The 22,813-nt window shown below is 27.0% G+C and carries 19 protein-coding genes and 1 tRNA gene; 13 read left to right on the forward strand and 7 right to left on the reverse strand.

All coding sequences use genetic code 11. The annotated features are described in order from the left end of the window. Positions 1-178 precede the first annotated feature (178 nt). Together CRV01_RS06475 and CRV01_RS06480 are read right to left on the reverse strand one after the other, a co-directional pair. Positions 179-613: a hypothetical protein gene (locus CRV01_RS06475; protein WP_129007364.1), complete on the reverse strand. Its 435-nt coding sequence runs from the start codon at positions 611-613 to the stop codon at positions 179-181. A 35-nt stretch (positions 614-648) separates the two neighbouring features. Further along, positions 649-1,761, reverse strand: coding sequence for a tyrosine-type recombinase/integrase (locus CRV01_RS06480; RefSeq protein WP_258238332.1), 1,113 nt, complete (start codon positions 1,759-1,761; stop codon positions 649-651). A gap of 426 nt (positions 1,762-2,187) precedes the next feature. On the opposite strand from CRV01_RS06480, the gene CRV01_RS06485 reads away from it, so the two are divergent. The 11 genes from CRV01_RS06485 to mog all read left to right on the forward strand — a co-directional run bounded on the left by CRV01_RS06485 (position 2,188) and on the right by mog (position 13,731). Next, positions 2,188-2,781, forward strand: a complete 594-nt coding sequence (locus tag CRV01_RS06485) for an FmdE family protein (RefSeq protein ID WP_129007365.1) — start codon at positions 2,188-2,190, stop codon at positions 2,779-2,781. A 42-nt stretch (positions 2,782-2,823) separates the two neighbouring features. Continuing rightward, positions 2,824-4,233 (forward strand): methyl-accepting chemotaxis protein, encoded by a 1,410-nt coding sequence (locus tag CRV01_RS06490; RefSeq protein ID WP_129007366.1) that lies wholly within the window; start codon positions 2,824-2,826, stop codon positions 4,231-4,233. Positions 4,234-4,290: 57 nt separating this feature from the next. Then, complete coding sequence (locus tag CRV01_RS06495; protein WP_129007367.1) at positions 4,291-5,946, forward strand: ATP-binding protein; 1,656 nt, start codon at positions 4,291-4,293, stop codon at positions 5,944-5,946. A gap of 60 nt (positions 5,947-6,006) precedes the next feature. Next, positions 6,007-6,357, forward strand: a complete 351-nt coding sequence (locus tag CRV01_RS06500) for a response regulator transcription factor (protein ID WP_129007368.1) — start codon at positions 6,007-6,009, stop codon at positions 6,355-6,357. A gap of 114 nt (positions 6,358-6,471) precedes the next feature. Next, entirely contained in the window at positions 6,472-7,116 is a 645-nt protein-coding gene (locus CRV01_RS06505; protein WP_129007369.1) for a thioredoxin domain-containing protein, read from the forward strand. A gap of 127 nt (positions 7,117-7,243) precedes the next feature. After that, positions 7,244-8,284: a 3-dehydroquinate synthase gene (gene aroB / locus CRV01_RS06510; RefSeq protein WP_129007370.1), complete on the forward strand. Its 1,041-nt coding sequence runs from the start codon at positions 7,244-7,246 to the stop codon at positions 8,282-8,284. Next, positions 8,281-9,945 (forward strand): mechanosensitive ion channel family protein, encoded by a 1,665-nt coding sequence (locus tag CRV01_RS06515; protein WP_129007371.1) that lies wholly within the window; start codon positions 8,281-8,283, stop codon positions 9,943-9,945. The genes aroB and CRV01_RS06515 overlap by 4 nt, the downstream gene beginning before the upstream one ends. Positions 9,946-9,947: 2 nt before the next feature. Then, positions 9,948-11,213 (forward strand): tRNA (N(6)-L-threonylcarbamoyladenosine(37)-C(2))-methylthiotransferase MtaB, encoded by a 1,266-nt coding sequence (gene mtaB, locus CRV01_RS06520; RefSeq protein ID WP_129007372.1) that lies wholly within the window; start codon positions 9,948-9,950, stop codon positions 11,211-11,213. Further along, a complete protein-coding gene (locus CRV01_RS06525; RefSeq protein ID WP_258238349.1) occupies positions 11,176-12,690 on the forward strand; it encodes an AAA family ATPase in 1,515 nt (504 codons plus the stop codon). The genes mtaB and CRV01_RS06525 overlap by 38 nt, the downstream gene beginning before the upstream one ends. After that, positions 12,680-13,195: a pimelyl-ACP methyl ester esterase BioV gene (bioV, locus tag CRV01_RS06530; protein WP_129007373.1), complete on the forward strand. Its 516-nt coding sequence runs from the start codon at positions 12,680-12,682 to the stop codon at positions 13,193-13,195. The genes CRV01_RS06525 and bioV overlap by 11 nt, the downstream gene beginning before the upstream one ends. Then, entirely contained in the window at positions 13,192-13,731 is a 540-nt protein-coding gene (gene mog, locus CRV01_RS06535) for a molybdopterin adenylyltransferase (RefSeq protein WP_129007374.1), read from the forward strand. Before bioV ends, mog begins: the two co-directional genes overlap by 4 nt. Positions 13,732-13,776: 45 nt before the next feature. Here mog and CRV01_RS13900 read toward each other — a convergent pair whose 3' ends face one another. Further along, entirely contained in the window at positions 13,777-15,021 is a 1,245-nt protein-coding gene (locus CRV01_RS13900; protein WP_129007375.1) for a methyl-accepting chemotaxis protein, read from the reverse strand. Positions 15,022-15,031: 10 nt separating this feature from the next. Beyond that, on the reverse strand, positions 15,032-15,412 hold the full coding sequence (locus tag CRV01_RS06545; RefSeq protein ID WP_129007376.1) for a PAS domain-containing protein: 381 nt from the start codon (positions 15,410-15,412) through the stop codon (positions 15,032-15,034). A 173-nt stretch (positions 15,413-15,585) separates the two neighbouring features. Here CRV01_RS06545 and CRV01_RS06550 point away from each other — a divergent pair, with 173 nt between their 5' ends. Then, a complete protein-coding gene (locus CRV01_RS06550; RefSeq protein ID WP_129007377.1) occupies positions 15,586-16,920 on the forward strand; it encodes a DASS family sodium-coupled anion symporter in 1,335 nt (444 codons plus the stop codon). Positions 16,921-16,946: 26 nt separating this feature from the next. On the opposite strand, the gene CRV01_RS06555 is transcribed toward CRV01_RS06550, so the two are convergent. From CRV01_RS06555 to selA, 3 genes are all read right to left on the reverse strand, one after another. Next, the gene (locus tag CRV01_RS06555; protein WP_258238333.1) at positions 16,947-19,385 is read right to left on the reverse strand and encodes a methyl-accepting chemotaxis protein; all 2,439 of its coding nucleotides are present in this window, start codon (positions 19,383-19,385) and stop codon (positions 16,947-16,949) included. Positions 19,386-19,467: 82 nt separating this feature from the next. Beyond that, positions 19,468-21,309, reverse strand: a complete 1,842-nt coding sequence (gene selB / locus CRV01_RS06560) for a selenocysteine-specific translation elongation factor (RefSeq protein WP_129007378.1) — start codon at positions 21,307-21,309, stop codon at positions 19,468-19,470. Beyond that, positions 21,302-22,651 carry an L-seryl-tRNA(Sec) selenium transferase gene (gene selA, locus CRV01_RS06565; protein ID WP_129007379.1) on the reverse strand — a complete coding sequence of 450 codons (1,350 nt, stop codon included), beginning with the start codon at positions 22,649-22,651 and terminating at the stop codon, positions 21,302-21,304. Before selA ends, selB begins: the two co-directional genes overlap by 8 nt. Before the next feature lie 60 nt (positions 22,652-22,711). Here selA and CRV01_RS13725 point away from each other — a divergent pair. After that, positions 22,712-22,810, forward strand: a tRNA-Sec gene (locus CRV01_RS13725). Positions 22,811-22,813 lie beyond the last annotated feature (3 nt).

Genomic DNA, 22,813 nt, shown 5'->3' on the forward strand with positions numbered 1-22,813 from the left:
TGTTATCCCATTGACAATTAATAAATATTTTATTATAATTTTATTACAACATTTCTATCACAGAGTACATAGTTTATGTATTTGATGACAGAAATGTCTTCTAGTAGTGAAGAGGGGTTACGATAGTCTGCGTTAGTTTACCCGTGGAGGTTTAAAGATATATCGTCTCTCTTCCAATTTAATCAATACTGTAAAAAGAAACTACTAATTCATTCTCATTTTCAGATTTCAATATAATATTATGTTCTTTATCTCTGTTTTTATAATTAATTACAATATTATCAGGATTTGTTACACCTACACTATTTAGTTTTAAGCCTCTTTGTATGATTAAATCCATATTTAGTATATCACTTAAAGTAATTCTTCCAGGGCATTCATTACAATAGTGTTTTTCTAATATATGTTGAAAACCTGCTCCAGTATGCCCTTTTCTTAATATTATTTTCATATCTTTTATATAGAAAGTTGCATTTTTAGTGACATTATTAATAAAGTTGATCATAATTTGTTGATTAGGCGTGAACTTTTTCTTTTTCTTTTTTCTTTTAGTTACTTCTATAGAAAGTTCTCTTTTTAATTTTGCTAATCTTTGTTGATACAATTGACTCACTAAATACCTTTATTCCATATTGAAAAATGATTTTATCATATATTATATAAATCCTTAACTGCTTCTCTCCCACTATCAGGACTCAATTTAGCATATCTCAAAGTCATTTTTATATCTTTGTGATTCATAAGCTTTTGAATCGTAAAGATAGGAGTTCCATTTATTGCTAAATGACTTGCAAATGTATGTCTTAGTGTATGAAATACTATTTTATTCTTTCTATCATTTTCTTCTACATCTTTATTGAACAAACTATCAAGTAATGCCCTTAATCTTCTCTCAGGATTTGAAATAAAGAGTTTATTTTTAATATCATGGTTTATGATGTAGTTCTCAAGTAATTGGCTTAATTCCTCTGTTAAAAAAGCTTTATAAGTACTTTTATTTTTAAAGTCTTTAAGTGTTAATAGTTCATGGGTAAAATCAATATCATTTTTTTGTATGTTTAATATTGATGATAGTCTAGCACCAGTATTCAATGCTATTTTATATATTAGATATAAAACATCATCATTCTTTGAACTTTCAAATAAAGTATTTATCTCTTCTTTTGATAAAAACCTTTCCCTTGCATTATCTATTGAAAAAAGTTTAACATATTTTGATACATCATTTTTAATGAAGTCATTCTTTACTCCATATTTGATAATTGTTTTAAATAGGTTTAGTATATTGTTAATTGTCTTTTCTGCAAGTTTTTTGTTATCTTTAGAGTAGGTTATATTTTGTAGATACTTTGAAAAGCTATCAATATTTGTTTTATTCAAATTGTCGATATCTATTTCATTGAAAAATACTTTGATATATTTGTTATAGTTTGACTTATCTGTTAATGTGCTTCTAGTGTCATTCCTTTGCTCAAAATAAGACTCTGCAATTTTTTCTATACTTAGTATTGATTTTTTCTTTTTCTTTGATATAGCAGGTGGTTCTTCTCCTATTCGTTGCTTTGTAATTATTTCATTTCTTATTTGATTACAATAGTTCTCTCTAAAGCCTTCTGAATATTTTCCAATCTTTTTTTCGACATCTTTTCCATTAGTATCTTTATATCTGATATAATAAGTTTTATCTTTCTTATCATTAGTAAAAGATTCTCTATAAAACACACCACTAAATTTAGTTTGAACTCTCTTTGCTATTCCCACTTATTTCCCACCTAAAATTAATTAATATAGAATAATATAGGTTTTATTGTAAAAAGTCAATTTAATATAAAGCCTATAAATAGGCTATTTGAGATAGTATTTTAATATTTAAGGATTATTGGAAAATATATTATATAGGGATTTCCTCCTGAAGACGGATGTTCGAATCATCCTGGGGTCGCCAACTATCTAAACATTTTTTGTAACTATAAAAATACACTTTTTTAATAATCTTACAATATTAACTTTTTCATTGATTTGAATCAATGATAATAGATATCAAAACAATTATACTTCCAAATAAACAAAAATCTACCTTTATATTTTAAATAAAAACTAATTTAGATCTTGGATATTATTTTTTGTATTTACAGTATGAAAGCTAAGATAGAAATATTATTAAGATATTAGGCTAAAGGAATATATATGAAATATCCAAAGTTTTTTGACGAGGTTGAAACAATAAATCTACAAGATGATTTATCATTGTTTTTAGGATCTTTAGAAGATGGTTTAGTAGAGTTTAGCTATTTAGATATAGTAAAAACAGCAGGACATTCATGCCCAACTGTTGCCGGGGCTTATATTATGACTCTTGTTGCATTAAAAGAATTATATGAAAATGAAATTCCTAAAAGAGGAGAAATTTATGTCAGTTTTAAAGAGGATTCAAGGGAAGGTACAACGGGTGTTATTGCAAATGTAATCACACAAATAACAGGTGCAACAGAAACTTTTGGATTTAAAGGATTAAATGGGAAGTTTAAAAGGTTTGGTTTAATGAAATTTAATGACAATATAACCACAAGTGCAAAGTTTCAAAGACTAGATACAAATAAAACTATTGAAATAATTTATAATCCTAATGTCATTTCATTTAAATCTAGAGTACCAGTATTAATGGAGAAACTCTTAAAAGGAATTGCAACAAATAATGAAAAAAAAGAGTTTGGAGTTTTATGGCAAGAAAGAGTTAAAAATATTTTTGAAAATATTGACAAGGTAATAAAAATAATATGATTGAAAATTCTTTAAATAATTTAATATTAAAAAGGAAATTAAATGCTTAACTACAAATCATTATATTTAAGAATGACACTTATTCATTTAACAGGAATAATACTCTTACCAATAAATGCAATATTTTTTACACAAGAGTATTTCTCTCAAGTAGTTCAGATTATAATTGCTATTGCACTTATATTTCATGAATTAGATGAAAGGAAAAATGGTAATAATCTATCAAAAGAACTTATAAAATTTTTAAAAAATATGGATAAAAAAGATGTGACTTTTAAAATAAATACCTCAATGTCAAGTGAATATTCTGAAATAAAAAATATCATAGAAGAACGCGAAAAGATATTGATTAAAAAAGAGAAAAAAGAAAATGAATTAATAGAAGAAGCAAAAAAAGTAATGCAAAAAGTTAAAGAAGGAACTTATTCAAGTACAATTGTTTCCCAAACCTCAAATATTGCAATAGAAGAGTTTAAAAAAACAGTTAATGACATGATAGATGATACTAAAAAAAATTATTCTATCATAAATTCTGTTTTAGAAGAATACATTAATTATGATTATAGAAATAAGTTAGTATTAAATGGAATAACTGTTGATAGTGAATTAAGTATTTTAGTAAATGCTGTAAATAAATTAAAAGAAGCAATAACACAGATGTTATTAGAAAATAAAAGCACTGGAGTAAATCTTCAATCTTCATCTAAAACTTTATTGACAAATGTAGATAAGTTAAATATATCATCTGATGAATCAGTTAGTAGTTTAAAAGATACTACATCAGTATTAGAAAATGTTACAGTAAATGTATCAAAGATATCAGAGCAAACTATTTCTATGTCAAAATTAGCCAATACTGTTGTAAAATCATCAAAAGATGGTGAAACACTAGCTAATAAAACTAATGTTGCAATGGATGAAATTAATACTCAAGTAAAAGCAATAAATGAGTCAATATCTATTATTGACGATATTGCATTTCAAACTAATATATTGTCACTTAATGCTGCAGTTGAGGCAGCAACTGCAGGAGAAGCTGGAAAAGGTTTTGCAGTAGTAGCACAAGAAGTAAGAAATTTAGCCAATAGATCTACTGAAGCAGCAAAAGAGATAAAAAATTTAGTTGAGTTAGCTAATCAAAAAGCTAATGAAGGTAAAGTTATTGCAAACAATATGATAGAAGGTTATTCTAATCTAAATACGGATATTAGTAAAACCATTGAAATTATAGATAATGTTGCTAATATTTCAGAAGAGCAAAGAAAGGGTGTCATAAAGATAAATGAAGCTATATCTATTTTAGAGAAGCAAATAAAATCAAATAATGAAGTATCAATAGAAGCAAATAATATAGCTATTAAGACATTGGATATAGCTGAAACTATTGTTGCGAAAGCAAATGAAAAAGAGTTTGAAGGTAAAGACTCTATCAAGTGTGAAAAGTGTAGTTAAAAAATGGTTATAAATTTATTTATATTAAGTAAATCATATTTAAGCTAATATTTTTATATGAAAGAAAAATATATAAAACTTAATCCTTTTATCACAATGATAGTTTCTGTATTCATTGTTTTAGTATTAGTTATCATTAGTTATAAGTTTTTTATTAAAAGTTTTGAAGATTTAGAAAGTCAACAAAATAGAAAAAACATATCTTCAATCTTAGATATTATGAATAAAAAACTTTCTTATATAGATGCAATAATTAATGATTATTCTAAATGGGATGACACTTATAATTTTATAAATAATAAAAATGATGAATATATTTATGAAAACTTTAGAGAAGGTACAAATACTCTTGAAGACTTAAAAATAGACTTTCTTATATTTACTAATTTAAAAAATGAAATAATCTTTACTTCAACAATAAATAATAAGTATTATAAAGATAATAAACATCTAGTAGATAATATTTTAGATGAATATTTGCAGAGTAAAGAATTTGTGACTATTTATAAAGAGAATATTAAAGACAATAAGGACTTAAGTAATAACAAGTTTTATTTAGTAAAACGAGCTATTTCAAATAGTGATAATAGTGCAAAAATCAATGGATATATATATGCAGGAAAATTAATCTCTGATTCTACTTTTAATAGTATAAAAAATATTTTTAATGATGTGAAAATCAATGAAGATACTTATTTAAACAATGACTTTACTTTGCACACTCAATACTTAAAAAATGTTAAAGTAAAAGTAGCAGTAAATGACTCTTGTTCTTGTTTAGAAAATACTATTCAAATTTATGATCATGAAAATAATTATTCTATGTCACTAATAACCCAAAATAAAAGAGTTTTAATACAAGAAGGTAAAAGCACAATCTTTTATTATAATTTGATTATTTCTATTTTTGTATTTATTGTATTGTTTTTAATCTTTAGAAATCAAAGACTTTTACAAACTTATAATAAAGAACTTGAAAGCAAAGTAAATGAAGCCATTAGTACTCTTAGAGAAAAAGATAAACTTCTTTTTCAACAATCTAAATTAGCCTCAATGGGTGAGATGCTAGGAAATATTGCCCATCAATGGAGACAGCCTTTAAATGTATTAAGTCTTTTGATACAAAAGGTTGAAATCAAGTATCAGACAAATAGTTTAGATGAAAAAACTTTAAGTGAAATAGTTGATAAAAGTAAACTACTTACAAATAATATGTCTGAAACAATTGAAGATTTTATGAACTTTTTTAATCCAAAACAAAATGATGAACTTTTTATTATAGATGATATTTTAGAAAAGACATTAAATCTTTTTTATGCAAGAAATAATATTTGTAAATTAAATATTTTCAATAATTTAACTTCAAAGAATAAATTAAAAGGTTCAAAAAATGCTCTTATTCAAGTTATATTAAACCTTTTAAGTAATGCCTTTGATAGTATGAAAGATAAAAAAGAGTGTAAAATAGATTTAATTTTAAAAGAAGACGATAAAAATTTATATATCTTAGTTAAAGATTATGGTTTAGGAATAGAAAAAGAAATTATAGAAAGAATATTTGAACCATATTTTACAACTAAATTTAAATCACAAGGAATAGGTATAGGTCTATATATGAGTAAGATGGTTATTGAAGAAAATATGAAAGGTTCTATTATCGCACAAAATGATAACGATGGGGCTACTTTTAAAATAACTATACCTTATAACTAAAGTCTTTAAAAGTAACATAAATATATAATATAAACAATCTCATTATAGGAAGTAAGAACTATGGCAAAAGTACTTTATGTTGAAGATAATAGTGAAGTTTCAGAAATAATGAAAGATATGTTAGAAGCTTTTTTTGAAGAAGTTTATGTTGCAAAAGATGGAATAGAGGGATTAGAACTTTATAAAAAGTATAAACCTGAATTAGTTATTAGTGACATATTAATGCCTAGAATGAATGGAATAAATCTAGCTAAAGAAATTCGGAAAATAAATAAAGATGCAAAAATTGTATTAATAACTGCGGACAATGATGAGAATTACTATTTAGAAGCAAAAAAATTAGGGGTATTAGGTTATTTTAGAAAGCCTTTTGATTTTGCAGAACTTCAATATCTTTTTAATAATTTGTAATGAGATTTTATTTTTATAAATTAAGTCTTTAGTTAACTCTTATTATAAATCTTCCATAAACTCTACACAAAACTATGATAAAATAATCCAAATTATAAAATTGGAGTTTTTTTAATGCAAAATAAAAAAGTAGTTTTAGTCTCGATAGTTGCTTTATTGGCACTATTTTTTGTTGCTGGATATGTTTATAAAAATAAACAATCTGAAGAGTATAAAAATATTTCAGAAAATCAAGCTTTAGTTTTCCAAAGACCTTATTCTATAGTAATTGGAAATAAAGATGCCAAACTTCAGCTAGTAGAATTCTTTGATCCAGCTTGTGGAACTTGTGCATATTTTCATCCTCATGTAAAAGAGATAATGAAAGAGCATGAAGGGAAAATCAAATTAGTTTTAAGATATGCACCATTTCATCAAAATTCAAACTATGCTGTAAAGATGCTTGAAGGAGCAAGAGAACAAGGTATGTTCATGGAAACTTTAGAGTTTATGTTTGCTACTCAAACTTATTGGATAAAAAACCATGTTGTTCAACCAAAACAGTTATGGGCTTTATTAGCAAACGTAAAAGGTTTAGATATGGAAAAAATGACTGAGTTTATGAATAATAACAAAACAGCTGATGAAAGAATTGCACAAGATTTAAAAGATGCAGAAACTTTAAAAGCTGATAAAACTCCATCTTATTTTGTAAATGGAAAACCTTTACAAGAGTTTGGATTAGAAAACCTAAAAAAACTTATTAATTCTGAACTTTAATTCTTATTTTAAATACTTTATGATTTTTCATAAAGTATTTAGAAAACTCTTATATCTTCGCCTTTTTAACCCATTTTCAATAAATTTTAGATAATATATTTAAAAAACTATAAACTATGGATTTTTAATGATTGTAAATATTTCTCTACCAGATAATACTAAATACGATATTACTATTGATACTTTAGAAAAACAATATTTTGACAGAAAAGTTGTAATAGTTACAAACCCAACGGTGAGTGGCTTACACTTAGAATATCTAAAAGAAAAAATTTCAGCAAAAGAGTTGTCTGTTGTAACAATCCCTGATGGTGAACAGTATAAACATATGAAAACTATTGAAGATATTTTAGAACACTGTTTTGAACAAAAACTAAATAGAAACTCTTTACTTATTGCCTTTGGTGGTGGTGTTATTGGAGATATGACAGGTTTTGCTGCTTCGATTTATCAAAGAGGAATTGATTTTATTCAAATACCTACGACTTTGCTTTCTCAAGTTGATGCAAGTGTTGGTGGTAAAACAGGAGTTAACAATAAGTTTGGTAAAAACCTAATTGGTTCTTTTCATCAACCAATTGCAGTTAATATTGATCCTCATTTTTTAACAACTTTACCAAAAAGAGAGGTGGGTGCAGGAATTGCAGAGATTGTTAAAATGGCAGTAACATTTAATAAAGATTTCTTTTCTTGGCTTGAAGAAAATGATTTAAATGATAAGGAAAATGTTAAAACAGCTATTGCAAAATCAGTTGAAACTAAAGCTTGGGTTGTGAGTCAAGATGAAAAAGAAAAAGGCTTAAGAGCAGCACTTAACTATGGACATACTTTTGGTCATGTAATTGAAAATGAAACAAACTATAATACTTATTTACATGGTGAAGCTGTTGGTATTGGAATGGTTATGGCAAATGAACTTGCATGTAAAATAGGGTATATGAGTGAAGATGAAGCTTTAAGAGTTAAAAAACTATTAGAAAAATATGATATTCCAACTGACTATAAGATAGAGGATGTGGAAGACTTTTATGAGCATTTCTTTTTAGATAAAAAATCATTAGACAATAAAATAAAATTTATAGTTCCTAAAGGTATTGGAGATTGTGAAATCACAGATGAGATTTCAAAAGATGATGTAATGCAAGTTCTAAAAGGGTTCACAAATTGAAAAATATTTTCAAACTATTATTACTAACTTTAGTTATAACTTTTTCATTTGCACAAGAAAATACAAAAGAAACTGTATCTAACAAGCTTTCTGATATTGAAGCAATAGAAGTAAAAAGATTAAAAGAGATTGAAGAAGAGAAGTTAAAACAAAAAAAAGAAGAAGAAAAACGAGCAAAAGTTACTGAATTAAAAAATAAGATTGATGCAATTGATTCTGAATTAAAAAACAATATTTTATTAAAAAGATATAGCAATTATGATGCATATAGAAGAATTTCTCAAGAACTAGATGATTTAAAAGATAATCTTGAAAGTGTAAATCCAAAAAATGAAGATAAGATTTTTCAATTAAACAATAAAATTAGAATTAAAGAAAATGAGTTAGAATTAATTTCAGAATATAAAGGTTCACCTATTGGAGGACTTATTAATCCACCAGAAATAGAAAGTTATGAATCTATAACAAATCCTTTTGGAATAATAAATGCTCTTTCATATATTAAAAAATTAGAAAATAATAAAAAGCAGTTTTCTTCTATTGAAGAGAGAATTTCAGAGATTACTAATTTACTTGATGAAAAACTATTTGCATATGTTGAACTTTACAATACAGATCCAAAACCAGAGTATAAAGAAGAAATAAACTTCTTAGATAAAGAGAAAAAAGATTTTCATATGGTTCTTGAAATTGTATCTACTACAGAAGAAGTTTATACAAGAAAGATAGAACAAGTAATTTTAGAGACAAAATCACAAATTTCTAATCAAGTTGAAAAGATATTTAATATTGCAATGATTATTGTTTCTTTATTCTTAATTACATTCTTAATAAAACTTGCACTTAAAAAGTATTTTTCTCAAAATGAAAACTATTATATGACAAATAAAGTGATTAACTTTTTTGTTGTTTTCTTTATTATGATGATTATTTTATTCTCATATATTGACAATGTATCTTATGTAGTTACAATCTTAGGTTTTGCATCTGCTGGTATTGCAATTGCACTTAAAGATTGGTTTATGTCTATTTTTGGATGGATGGTAATTGTTACTTCAGGTTCTATACATGTAGGAGATAGAATAAAAGTTACTAGAAATGGTCTTGAAGTAGTTGGGGATGTACTTGATATTTCACTATTTAAAATAACAGTTAGAGAAGATATTACATTAACATCATACAATGTAAATAGAAGAACAGGAAGAATTTTCTTTATTCCAAATAACTATATTTTCTCAGAAATGATAGCAAACTATACTCACTCAGGACTTAGAACTGTTTGGGATGGTATTGATATTACAATTACTTTTGATTCAAACCATAAAAAAGCACAACATATTGCAAAAGAGATTTTAAAACATTATTCAAAAGGTTATACTGATATTACAAGAAAACAGTTATCAAAAATGAGAAGTAAATATCAACTAAGAGCAACAGGTGTTGAACCAAGAGTTTATACTTTTGTTGAGTCATATGGTATTGTAATTTCTTCTTGGTATTTAACAAACTCTTATGCGGCATTAGTACTTAGAAGTACAATGTCTCCTGAAATACTTGAAGCCTTTATGAAAGAGGACGATATTCATATCGCATACCCAACTCAAACTGTTAATTCAAGTACAGGAGTTAGAACTCCACCACTTGATTTGGAGAGCGTATAATTATGCAATTTAGTACAAGTAAACAAAAAGTATATTTTAAAACTTTTGGTTGTAGAACAAATGTTTTTGATACTCAAGTTATGATGAGTAATCTAAAAGATTTTGAAGTTACAACTGATGAAAAGCAAGCAGATATTGTTGTTATAAATTCATGTACAGTTACAAATAGTGCAGATAGTACGGCAAGAGGTTATATTAATTCTTTACAGAAATTAACTAAACCACCAAGAGTTATCTTCACAGGTTGTGGAGTTTGGACAAAGGGTGAAAATCTTTTTAAAGATAATAAAATAGATGCTCTTTTTGGACATAGTGAAAAAGAAAATATTAACGAGCTTCTAAAAAAAGAAGAGAGATTTTTTGATGCTGGGGATTTAGAACATATTGATGACACTATTGTTGAAGAGTTTATCGGTAAAAGTAGGGCATTTATTAAGATACAAGAAGGTTGTGACTTTAGATGTTCATATTGTATTATTCCTTATGTAAGAGGAGATGCAAGAAGCTATAAAGAAGACAAGATTTTAGAGCAAGTTACTACCTTAGCAGCAAATGGTTTTGGTGAGTTTATTTTAACAGGAACAAATGTAGGTTCTTATGGTAAAAAGCAACATACATCTTTAGCAAAACTTTTAAAGAAAATGTCTTTGATAAAAGGTGTTAGAAGAATTAGAATGGGAAGTATAGAACCTATTCAAATTGATGATGAGTTTAAAGAGATAATAAATGAACCTTTTATGGCAAAACATTTACATATTGCACTTCAACATACTTCTAAAACTATGCTAAAAATTATGAATAGAAGAAACAAGGTATTATCTGATTTAGAACTTTTTGAATTTTTAAAAGATAATGGCTATGCATTAGGTACTGATTTTATAGTAGGGCATCCTGGTGAAACTGATGAGTTATGGAAAGAAGCAGTTGAAAATTTACATAGATTTCCTCTTACTCATGTTCATGCCTTTACTTATTCAAAAAGAGATGGAACACCAAGTGCAACTATGAAAGAAGAAGTTCGAGGTGATATCGCAAAAATAAGATATAACGAACTAACTGCTATTATTAAACAAAAGAATTTAGACTTTAGACAAAACAATACAAAACCTTTAGATGTGTTAATCGAATCATATAAAGATGGTAAGTATCATGGACTTGATCAACACTTCAATCAAATAGAGGTTGAAAGTAGTGCAGATTTAGTAGGTGATTGGATTACAATTGAAAACTATGAAGCAAAAGAAGATAAAAATGTGGCAAAATTCTAATAACAAAAAACAAAATAATTTACTAGATAAAAATATCAAGTTGATGGCAATATCTGCCGTTGTATTAATTGTATTATTTTTATATACTTTATATAAAAGTAGTGCACATATAGAGTCTGGTTCATACTACTTTGGAATTATCTTTTTACTATTTTTATTAGTTTTTGCAGTATTTGCAAGAATAAAGCAAGATAAAATTCAAAAGTTTTTAAATAAAAATAGAAAAGAGAATGAAAACAGTTTTTCAACTGAATTAAAACAAGCAAAACAAACATCAGTAGTAAAAGAAGAACAAGAAGAAAACTCTTCTATAAAAGCAGTTAATTCTGATGTTAGTTTCAATGATGTTGCTGGTATTTCTGAAGTAAAAGCTGAACTTGAAGAAATAGTTGACTTTTTAAATAAACCAAGCAAATATTTAAAACATGGAGTTAAACTTCCAAAGGGTGTTTTACTTGTAGGACCTCCGGGAGTTGGAAAAACTTTAATTGCAAGAGCCGTAGCAGGTGAAGCAGATGTGCCATTTTTCTACCAAAGTGGTGCAAGTTTTGTTCAAATATATGTAGGAATGGGCGCTAAAAAAGTTCGTGAACTTTTTATGCAAGCAAAGTTAAATGCTCCTTCTATAGTATTTATAGATGAAATAGATGCAATAGGTAAACAAAGAACTGGGAAAGCAAATGATGAAAGAGAATCAACTTTAAATGAACTTCTAACTCAAATGGATGGTTTTGAAGGTGATTCAGGGGTTATTGTTATTGCTGCAACAAATAAGATTGAAGTTTTAGATGATGCACTTTTAAGAGCAGGAAGATTTGATAGAAGAGTTTTTGTAAACCTACCTAATATAGAAGATAGAAAAAAGATTTTAGAACTATACTTAGATAAAAAGCATTATGAATTTGATCTTGATAGCTTAGCCCATGAAACTTCAGGTTTCTCTTCTGCTGCACTTTCAACTTTAGTTAATGAAGCTTTATTAAATATGATAAAAAGAGAATCAAAAGTTGTAGAACAAATTGATATAGATACAGCAAAAACAAAGATAGAGTTTGGTAAAAAACAAGCCCTTCTTTTAGATGACAAACAAAAAGAGATTTTAGCTATTTATCAAGCAAGTAAAGCTTATATAACAAAATCAAAAGTTTTACTATTTGATGAAAAAGTTTCTATTTTAGACTCTATTTATCCCTCATACAATGAACTATTAGAGAATATAAAAAGATATCTTTGTGGTTCAATTGCTGTTGAAGTTATCAAAAATGAAAAATATGCCATAAATAAAGATGACATTAAAAAAGCCTATAAATTAGCAGAAGATATGAAAGAAGAGTATAAAATGGTTAAAAGCTCTCAAAATATTATTGATGAAGTATCTAACTCTTTAAGATCAACAATTTCTCAAAATGTAAATGAAATAAATAGATTAAAAACATTAATTTTAGAAAATGAGGTAATTTTAGAAGATGACATTTAAATATTTTTCAGGGTTTTCTTTAGAAAATGAAAAAGAGCTTTTTGAAGACTATTTAGTTGAAAATGACTTAACAGTTTCTGGATTTTCTTATGGAGCTATAAAAGCTTTTGAATATGCTTTAACTACAAAGAGAAGAGTTGATTTACTTCAACTTTTTTCACCTGCATTTTTTCAAACTAAAGATGAAAAGTTTAAAAGAACTCAACTAATGTATTACAAAAAAGATGAAGAAACTTATTGTAATACTTTTTTACAAAATGTTTCTTTTCCCTCTAAAGTTAATATGAAAGAGTATCATAAAGAAGGGCATGTACAAGAACTAGAAGAGTTACTTTATTATAAGTGGGATGAAAAAGATTTACAAACTCTTATAGAAAGAGGAACAAAAATAGAAGTATATTTAGGTCAAAAAGATAAAATTATTGATACAACAAATGCAAAAGAATTTTTTGAAAAATTTGCAACAGTTTATTATTTAAAAGAGAAAGGACATATTTTAAAATGAGTAATGAAATAGCAAAAATTGGAATTATTACAACTTCAGATAGAGCCAGTAAAGGTATTTATGAAGATATCTCAGGGAAAGCAATTGAAGAAACTATGAATGATTATTTAACTTCACCTTGGGAACCAGTTTATAGATGTATTGAAGATGATCAAGAAACTATTGAAAATACATTAAAAGAGCTTGTTGATCAAGAAGAGTGTTGTTTAGTAGTTACTACAGGTGGAACAGGACCAGCTAAAAGAGATGTGACTCCAGAAGCAACAGAAGCAGTGTGTGATAGAATGATGCCAGGCTTTGGTGAACTAATGAGAGCTGAGTCTTTAAAGTTTGTACCAACTGCAATTTTATCGAGACAAACAGCCGGACTTAGAGGAAGTTCACTAATAATAAATCTTCCAGGAAAACCAAAATCAATAAGAGAGTGTCTAGATGCAGTATTCCCTGCAGTTCCATATTGTATTGATTTAATGGAAGGTCCATTTTTAGAGTGTAATGAAGAGGTTATGAAACCTTTTAGACCAAAGAAAAAATAGTTATATCTTTCAATAGACACACTTAGATGTGTCTTTGAAAGCTTTTTAATGCTTACCTATAAACTCTGCTTTATTTATATGTTCCACATTTTTATTTGCAATACCTTTAATCTCTAATGATGTTTCTCTTACGTGTTGAGCGACATTAGCATTTTGTTGTGTTAAAGTATCAATTTGGGCAACAGAATCATTTATAAGTGATATACTTTTTTCTTGTTCTTGAGAAGCCTCTACTACTTCTTCAATTAATTTTGTTGTTTTTGATATATTTTCATCAAGTTCTTGGTATCCTACAATCATTTTATCTGCAATTGTTTTACCTTCATCAGCTTTTATAGTAGCAGATTCTACTAAGTTTTTTATCTCTTTTGCTGCTTCAGCAGATCTACTTGCAAGGTTTCTAACTTCTCCTGCAACTACAGAAAAACCTTTTCCTGCTTCTCCAGCTGTAGCTGCTTCAACTGCTGCATTTAATGAAAGAATGTTTGTTTGAAAGGCAATTTGGTCTATTAAGTTAATAGCTTCATGTACAGCATTTGTAGAATCATTTATTTCATTCATGGCAGTTACTGTTTCAGACGCAAGTTTTAATCCTCCTGTAATAGAAGTTTTTACATTTTCACCTTGTAAAGACATAGTTTTTGCAGTTTGAGTATTACCTCTTGTTGTATTAGTTATTTCTTCAATAGCAGCAGAAGTTTCTTCTATAGCTGATACTTGAGAATTAGTAGCTTCAAATAATGAATTTGCATCCTCAAGTAAACCATGGGATTTATCTTTTAATGAAATACTTGTTTTATATTTTGTTCTAAGGTTATTTGTTATTTCTCCTTTTAAAAAGTTGATACCTTTTGCTAACTCTTGAAGTTTACCGCCTTTGAATAAAGTTTCATCAATATCTTTAATATAGTTTTCATTACCATATTCTTTTAATGTATCAGCAATCTCAGTAAGACTTTGATCTAATTTTTCAGTCATTATATTTATTGATTTTGCAATATAGTTTAACTTTTCATTAGATGTTTTTATTACTATTCTATCTGTAGTGTATCCATCAGATAATTTTTCAGTTGAGAGCATTATCTCACCAAATAGAGTCAAGTCTTCAGTTTGTTTAGATTCTATCAAGTGAGATAACTCTAAAATTGTATCAATTACCTCTCTTGTTTCACCTTTACATTTATGATCTATTTTTTCAATAGAGTTTATTTCATCTTTTATGTATTGTTCAATTACTTTGATTGAATCAATTACACCTTGGTTCTTCTTTTTTTTGAGGAAAGATAGCATAATTTATCCTTTATTTTAACGTTTTGTAGAGTTCTTCAGCTTTTTCTATTTCTTTTCTTGTAGGCTTAATTCTTACAGAAATATATCTTTTTTTTCCATTGGCGGAAGTAGAAGGATAAGCTGTAGCATTTACCCAATAGTAGTTTCCATCTTTAGTTTTATTTTTTACAATACCTTTCCAGATTTTACCTGCTTGAATTGTTGACCAAAGATCTTTAAATGCGGCACTTGGCATATCGGGATGTCTTACAATATTGTGGGGTTGACCTATTAATTCCTCCTTTGTGTACCCAGCAATTGTACAAAAGTCTTCATTTGCATAAATAATGATACCTTTTTCATCCGTTTCTGAGACAATCATTGTTTTTTTATCGAGTTCAACTTCATGCATAATTTATCCTTTGAATTGGAATGTAATTAAATTGTATATTTATAGTAATTAAACTTAGATTATATAAAACAATTAATTGTGTTATTATTTAGTAATATAGAATGTAATTTTTGATAAAAAAATTATCTTAAGAACATTTTTGTATAATTATTGAACATTTAGGAGTACTATCAATGAATAAAATATTATATTCTCTAGCTTTATCAATAATTGCTTTTGCTTTAGCTTCAATTAATTTTAATCTGCAACATTCAATTCTAGTTGGAATACTTGTTTTATTAGTTGCTTTATGGACAAATGAGGGTTTACCTTTAGGTGTAGTTTCTTTATTACCAATAATTTTATTTCCTTCTTTTGATATATTAAGCACAAATGAAACCGTATCTAATTATTCAAAATCCATTATTTTTCTATTTTTAGGTGGTTTTATGATTGCAATTGCAACTCAAAAAACTGAATTACATAAATACATAGCAAACAAACTTTTAAGTATTTTTCCAAGTACTACAAGGGGAATAATCTTTTCCTTAGCAGTTACATCTGCTTTTTTAAGTTCGCTTATTTCTAATACTACAACGGCACTTTTACTTATTCCAATTGCAATGTTTTTAACAAATGAAGCAGACTTAAAATTAAGATTTGTTCTTGCTATTGCATACGGAGCAAGTGTGGGGGGAATTGTAACTCCAATTGGAACTCCTCCAAATTTAATTCTTTTAGGATTTTTAGAGCAACACAATATTGAAACAATCTCTTTTGTAAATTGGATTTTCTTAACGGCTCCCTTGGCAGTAATAATGCTTATTCTAATACCTTTTATTTTATCATTAGGTGCAAAAGATATTGTATTAGACAAAGATATAGGAAAAGTTGTTACTTTAACAAGTGAACAAAAAAGATTAGGAACTATTTTACTTACTTTAATAGTTTTACTTTTTGTAAACTCTAAAATTGAACCTTTTTATTCTGGACTTGGAATAAATGAAAAAGGAATATTATTAGGTTATGGTCTTTTAATGTTTGTTCCTAAATTAGGTTTTCTACAATGGGAAGATGCAAGAAAAATACCTTATGAGATAATTTTCTTATTTGGTGCAGGTTTTTCTATTGCAATGGCATTTTCTTCAACAGGCTTAGCTGAACAAATTGCAAGTTATTTATTAGCATTAACTTCTTTCCCTGTTATGTTACTTATTTTATTAGTTGCTGCACTTGTAACTTTTACTACAGAAGTTACTTCAAATACAGCACTTATTTCTATTGCTTTACCAATAATTTATTCTTTAGGTGAAGCAGCCCAAGTTGATATTCAGTTGATTCTTTTTGTAGCTACAATTTGTGCTTCATATGCCTTTATGCTTCCTATTGCAACTCCACCTAATGCTATTGCGATGAGTAGTGGGGCAGTAAAAGTAAAAGATATGGCAAAGTATGGTTTTGTATTTAATTTATTAGGAATTTTGTCAATTACAATAGTTGCGTTAGTTTATTGGCAGTTTATGATTTAAAAGAAGACTCAAAGAGAGTCTTTCTTTTAAAATGTTTCCCATTCATCATTTGAACTTGTATCTTTAAATGATTGGTTTTTTTCTACTTTAGAAGGAGCTTTTTTCGCTTCTGAATGATTAGTTTGTTTAGGTATAGATTCATTATTTTGATTAGAGTTTGTTTTTATCTCTTTTGTAATATCAATATTGTCTTTTCCTTCAAAATCTTTTTTATCAACTTCTGAAACAATCTCTCTTGCTAAAGAAGCTGTATTTGTAGCAATTTCTTGTGTTTCTGTTGCTACAGCTGCATTTTTTTGAGTTTGTTGATCTAGTGAGTTAATAGCATCATTAATTTGAACTATTCCAGTTTCTTGTTCTTTAGAAGCATTAGAAACATCAGAAATAAGTTCAATAGTTTTATCAATGTTTGTATTTAAACTTGTATATCCTTTAATCATATTTCCTGCAATATTTTTACCTTCATTCGCTTTTATATTTGCATTTTCAACTAATTCTTTAATCTCTTTTGCTGCTTCAGCTGATCTTGAAGCTAAATTTCTAACTTCTTGTGCAACTACTGCAAAACCTTTTCCAGCTTCTCCTGCAGTTGCAGCTTCTACTGCTGCATTTAGTGAAAGAATATTTGTCTGGAATGCAATTTGGTCAATTACAGTAATTGCTTCATTAATAGATGTTACTTGATCATTAATATCATCCATAGCTACTGTTGTTTTTGTAGCTAATTCTTGACCTTCACTTGCAGAGTTTGTAACTTGTGTAGCAAACTCTGACATCTCTGCAACTTTTAAGCTTGTAGATTTAACGTTTCCAGTTATTTCTTCTAAGGCAGCAGCTGTTTCTTCTAAGCTTGCAGCAGCTTCATTTGAAGCTTGATTTAAAATATCAACATTTTTTAAAAGTATATTTGAAGATTCATTTACAATAAGACCATTCTTTTTATTTTCAACCAACATTTGAGTAATAGACTCACCTAAAGAATTAACACCTGTTGCTAGTTTTTCTAGGTGTTCTTTAATTCCAGTAGTATTTACTCTACTTTTATAGTTGTAGTTAGAATATTGCGAGAATACTTCTAAAATATTATCAATATTTTTTTCTATATTGTCAGCCATTTTATTTAGAACATCTCTTAGTTCATTTAATGCTGGGTTATTTACCTTCGTTGTTATTCTTTGGTTTAAATCCCCTTGTTCAAACTCTCCTAAAACTTTAATAGCTTCATCAATAATTGCACGGTCTTCTTCAATACCTCTTTGAGCTTTTTTGATATTTTCATTAACAACTTTAGACATAAGACCTATTTCATCGAAGCTATCACTTTCAAGCTCTTTTACATTGTCAGCTTCTCTATTTATATAGTTGAAAAATCCAAGAAGTCCTTCTTGAAAAGATGTTAATCTTTTTACAATAACATTGTTAATGATTAAAATTGTTCCTACAATTACAAAACCTAAAACACCAAGTGATATGGCAATAATTAAATTTCTAATTGCATTTGGAGTAATTAAAACTTCTGCTTCATCAATCTCTGAAAGAATTGCCCACTTAAAGTCTTGACCAATTTTAACTACAGAATATGCAGATAAAACTGGATTATTATTATAATCCATAATAATTTCAGTATTCTCTTTTCCTTCAAGTGCATTTTTAGCTGCAACTGTATCAACTTTTGCTTTATTTGCAAATGATGCTTTAAGTGAATACTCTTTTGGATTTAAGTAACTATCACTTCTCATAAGTAAGTCTTCACCTACAAGATAATCTTCTTGTGATTTACCATATCCTTCTCTAAATTGCATAATAGTATTAATAGCTCTATCACTAATTTGGAATACTAAAATAGCAATTATCTCTCCTTCATCACTAATAGGTGTACCTAAAAACATTGCAGGTGCATTATTGCTTGGTGCATAAGGTTGCATATCTATAAAAGTAGGTCTTTTATTTTCCATTGTTTGTCTATAAACTTTTCCAAGACCACTATGTTTTAAACTTCCATATTTTAAGTTAGCACCATAATCAGACTCTTTTGCTGCTGTATAAATTACATGTGAAGTTTTTGCATCAATTAAAAAGATATCATAATATCCATACTCTTTTAAATAGTATTGTATGAACTCCTCATGTTTTTGTGTTGCATCTTTAATAATAACTGAGTCAATAGGAAATTTACCTTTTTCATCAATATCAAGCATATCATAGGTATTTCTTAAATCATAAATAAGTTCAATAATATTGTAATTTTTTGAAAGTACATTAATATCACCAACTCTTTCTTTAAAAAAACTTGAAATCTGGTTTGATTTTGAATCCCTTGCAGCTGTAAGCATTGCATAGTTTTGGTTTAATAAACTCTCTTTTGCTTCTCTTACAGAAAAAGATGTAAGAATAATAGTTAAAAAACTTAATGAAAAAACTATTAAGATAATAATTTTAGTTTTGATGGTAAATTTTTTTAGCATTTTGTCTCCTGTTACCAATATGTTACTATTATATAATATTTAAATTACACATTTGTTTAAATATTATATATTATAAAATAAATTAAGAAATAAATACTCTTCTATTTTCTTCTTTTTTAATTTCTGAAAAATTGTCTAAATAATCTAAGTAACTAATTAAATATTTTCTACTAATAGGAAACTTTTCTTTAAAATTTGAAATATCAATAAAGCCTTCATTTTTGATTATGTTTTTCATTTCAAGAATGATTTTACTTAAACTTTGTGCATGAATAAAAATATTATGTTGTAATCTTATTACACTTTTTTTAGCGCATAAAGATTTTAAAATATTATCTCCAACTTTTCTATCAATATCAAGCTCATCATAAATATTATATGGAGCTGTAGGAGCAATATCCTCTTCTTCTAATCTTTTTAAGATGATATTTTCAAGTGTTTTTTTGAAATCTTCTTTTACATTTGAACTTTTATATAGTTTTCCATCTTGTATTAAGAATTTTTCTTCTACTAACTCAGTCATTACTGTTTGTATAAAACTTTCACTAGCCCATTTAAGTCTTAGTGCAATAGACGAAACAGAAAGTAGGGCATATTGATTCTTTTTATAAGTTGAGATGATAATATCTTTTATAACTTGTTTTGTCTCTATAGGGTACAAAATAAGTGAATTTTCATCAATAAATACATTTTCTAAACTCTTTGCAAACTCTAAAGCCTTTTCATGACTTAAAGCAAATCTTTGTGCAGATGAAACTAACCCTAGACCTTTTTTATGTGCTTCAAGTAAGATTCTATACGCTTTTTCAATTTCTTCTTTTTCTAAAGCTTCCAAAAGTTGTAGTTTTTGAGTTTTTTTCATGGGATCAATAATTGGATTTAATACAGTTGCTCCTGCAATAGTATCGTTTGATTGTCTGATAATAATCTTCTCTTTATATATTGAAAAAATAGGTTCTAATAATGAAATTTGAGCAAAGCCTTTTGAAACCTCTACTTGTTCTGTAGAATTAAACAATAAAATTTTTGCTTCAACTTTTTTAGTTCCAATAAAGATAGAATAGTTTTGATTATGTTTAATTGTTTTATTTTTTAAACATTTAAAAGAGATATCAATTTTATCAAAGCCTCTTAAAAAACCTTTTTTAGATATTAAAAAACCTTTTTCTATATCTTTTGTATGTACATTGCTTAAGTTTATAGCAGTTCTATTTGAAATATTTGATATTTCAGTATCTTCTCCATGAACTTGAAGCTTTTTTACTTTTGCTTCTTTTTTTATATCACAAATAAAAACTTTTTCATCTTTTTTTAGTGGTTTTCCTAAAACGGTTCCTGTAACAATAGTACCACTTCCTGCTGAAGAAAAGACTCTATCTATATAATATCTAAAGAAGTTTTCTTCTATTTTTGTACTTGCATCAAGTGTAAATAGTTTTTCCTTTAGTTCTTCAATTGAAGACTCATCGTAAATAGAAACTGCTTTTGAAAATAGTATATTGAAATCATACTCTTTTTCAATAAACTCTTCTATTTCTTCTTGATTATTTTTTAATGTAGCTTCATCTACTAAATCTTTTTTAGTAATAGCTAAAATAGCATTCTTAACTCCAAGAAGATTTAAAATTTCAAGGTGTTCAATTGTTTGAGGCATAATTTTTTCTACTGCACTTACAACAATCATGACACTATCAAAAGAAAAAGCTCCTGCAATCATATTTTTCACTAATTTCTCATGTCCTGGAACATCAATAAAGGCAACATTTTTATCACCTTGACTTAAATTTGAAAAACTTAAATCAATGGTAATTCCTCTTTGTTTTTCTTCTTTTGTTGAATCACCTTCATAACCATTTAATGCTTTTATTAATGCAGTTTTACCATGGTCAATATGTCCACAAGTTCCAATAATATAGTTACTCATTTATAATCTGTCCTATTTTTTCAATTAAAATATTTAAATCATCTTCTAAAATTGTTCTAAAATCCAATAAGAACTTTTCATTTTCAATTCTTCCAATGATATTGTTTTTTCTAAATAATTTTTCTATCTTGTTTGGTTTATAATCTTTAAATTCAATATTAAGAGCTATTGTAGGTATTTTTTTATTTGGTGTTGTTCCTCCACCAATTACAGTTTTTGTTTCAATAGTCTCACAAATACAAAAAGAAGATATTTCTGCTTTTACTTTTTTCGCATTTATTTCTAACTCTTCAAGAGGTTTAAAAAGCATTTTAAGTGTAGGAATAGAAGCATACTCTTTTAAAAGAATTGATTTTACATTTTCTTCTAAAATAGCAAGGGTTAATTTATCAACTCTTAACATCCTTAAAAGTTGATTTTTCTTTAATTGTTCAATATATTTTTTCTTTCCAACTATGATTCCAGCTTGAACTGAACCTAATAGTTTATCCCCTGAAAAGCTAAGTAAACTTGGGTTATGTTTCATATAATCTAGTACTGAAGGTTCAGACTCATTTAGTCCATAGGGTAAATCAACTAAATGTCCACTTCCCATATCATAATAGTCAATGATCTCATTTTTTTGTGCAACTTCAATAATATCTTTAAAAGATACCTCTTGAGAAAAACCTTCAATAGAGTAGTTTGACTTATGTACTTTCATTAACATTGAAGTATTTTCATTTATTGCGTTTTCATAATCTCTTAGGTGAGTTTTATTTGTAGTTCCAATCTCTTTTAAAATAGCTCCACTATTACTCATAACATCAGGAACTCTAAAACTTCCACCTATCTCTACAAGTTCGCCTCTACTTACTGCTACTTCTTTTCCTTTTGCAAAAGTATTAAGGATTAAAAAAACGGCACTAGCGTTGTTGTTTACAATTAAAACATCTTCGCAACCAAGAAGTTCACAAAAAACTTTACTTATATGTGAATATCTTTCTCCTCTTTTCCCTTCTTTTAAATCATATTCTAAATTGTTGTATGAAGTTGCAATATCTTTTGCTTTATCAAAAATATTTTTATCTATAAGACTTCTTCCTAAGTTTGTATGAACAATTACTCCAGTTGCATTTATAACTTTTTGAAGTGAGGGTTTTATAATAGTTTCATACTCTTTTAAAATATTTGATATTAATTGTTTTTCATCTATTAAATCAATTTTTTTAGCTAAAATATTTTGTCTTAATTCTTCAATTTCTTTTTTTATAATTGAAGTAACTAAAGAGCTTGATAAATCTTTGAAAGTACCATTTGAGGCTAATTTATCAATTTTAGGAATAGATTTTAGTAAAGTCATTTTTACCCTTTTAGAAATTTTTAATCTTTTTATTGTAGAATTTCAATCTAACTAAAGTTTGGGGGGTATGTGACCCTGGTGGGCACCGCAGGCTTCAACCCTGATCGGCGGTTTTTGTGTAAACGCCGCGGTAGGTTCGATTCCTACACCTTCTCGCCAAAC

The organism is Arcobacter sp. CECT 8983, assembly GCF_004118855.1.
Classification (GTDB): domain Bacteria; phylum Campylobacterota; class Campylobacteria; order Campylobacterales; family Arcobacteraceae; genus Halarcobacter.

Coding starts and splice junctions, on each gene's coding strand:
- CRV01_RS06485 (WP_129007365.1), top strand. CDS start 2,188: ATGAAATATCCAAAGTTTTTTGACGAGGTTGAAACAATAAATCTACAA.
- CRV01_RS06490 (WP_129007366.1), top strand. CDS start 2,824: ATGCTTAACTACAAATCATTATATTTAAGAATGACACTTATTCATTTA.
- CRV01_RS06495 (WP_129007367.1), top strand. CDS start 4,291: ATGAAAGAAAAATATATAAAACTTAATCCTTTTATCACAATGATAGTT.
- CRV01_RS06500 (WP_129007368.1), top strand. CDS start 6,007: ATGGCAAAAGTACTTTATGTTGAAGATAATAGTGAAGTTTCAGAAATA.
- CRV01_RS06505 (WP_129007369.1), top strand. CDS start 6,472: ATGCAAAATAAAAAAGTAGTTTTAGTCTCGATAGTTGCTTTATTGGCA.
- aroB (WP_129007370.1), top strand. CDS start 7,244: ATGATTGTAAATATTTCTCTACCAGATAATACTAAATACGATATTACT.
- mtaB (WP_129007372.1), top strand. CDS start 9,948: ATGCAATTTAGTACAAGTAAACAAAAAGTATATTTTAAAACTTTTGGT.
- CRV01_RS06525 (WP_258238349.1), top strand. CDS start 11,176: ATGAAGCAAAAGAAGATAAAAATGTGGCAAAATTCTAATAACAAAAAA.
- bioV (WP_129007373.1), top strand. CDS start 12,680: ATGACATTTAAATATTTTTCAGGGTTTTCTTTAGAAAATGAAAAAGAG.
- mog (WP_129007374.1), top strand. CDS start 13,192: ATGAGTAATGAAATAGCAAAAATTGGAATTATTACAACTTCAGATAGA.
- CRV01_RS13900 (WP_129007375.1), bottom strand. CDS start 15,021: ATGCTATCTTTCCTCAAAAAAAAGAAGAACCAAGGTGTAATTGATTCA.
- CRV01_RS06545 (WP_129007376.1), bottom strand. CDS start 15,412: ATGCATGAAGTTGAACTCGATAAAAAAACAATGATTGTCTCAGAAACG.
- CRV01_RS06550 (WP_129007377.1), top strand. CDS start 15,586: ATGAATAAAATATTATATTCTCTAGCTTTATCAATAATTGCTTTTGCT.
- CRV01_RS06555 (WP_258238333.1), bottom strand. CDS start 19,385: ATGCTAAAAAAATTTACCATCAAAACTAAAATTATTATCTTAATAGTT.
- selB (WP_129007378.1), bottom strand. CDS start 21,309: ATGAGTAACTATATTATTGGAACTTGTGGACATATTGACCATGGTAAA.
- selA (WP_129007379.1), bottom strand. CDS start 22,651: ATGACTTTACTAAAATCTATTCCTAAAATTGATAAATTAGCCTCAAAT.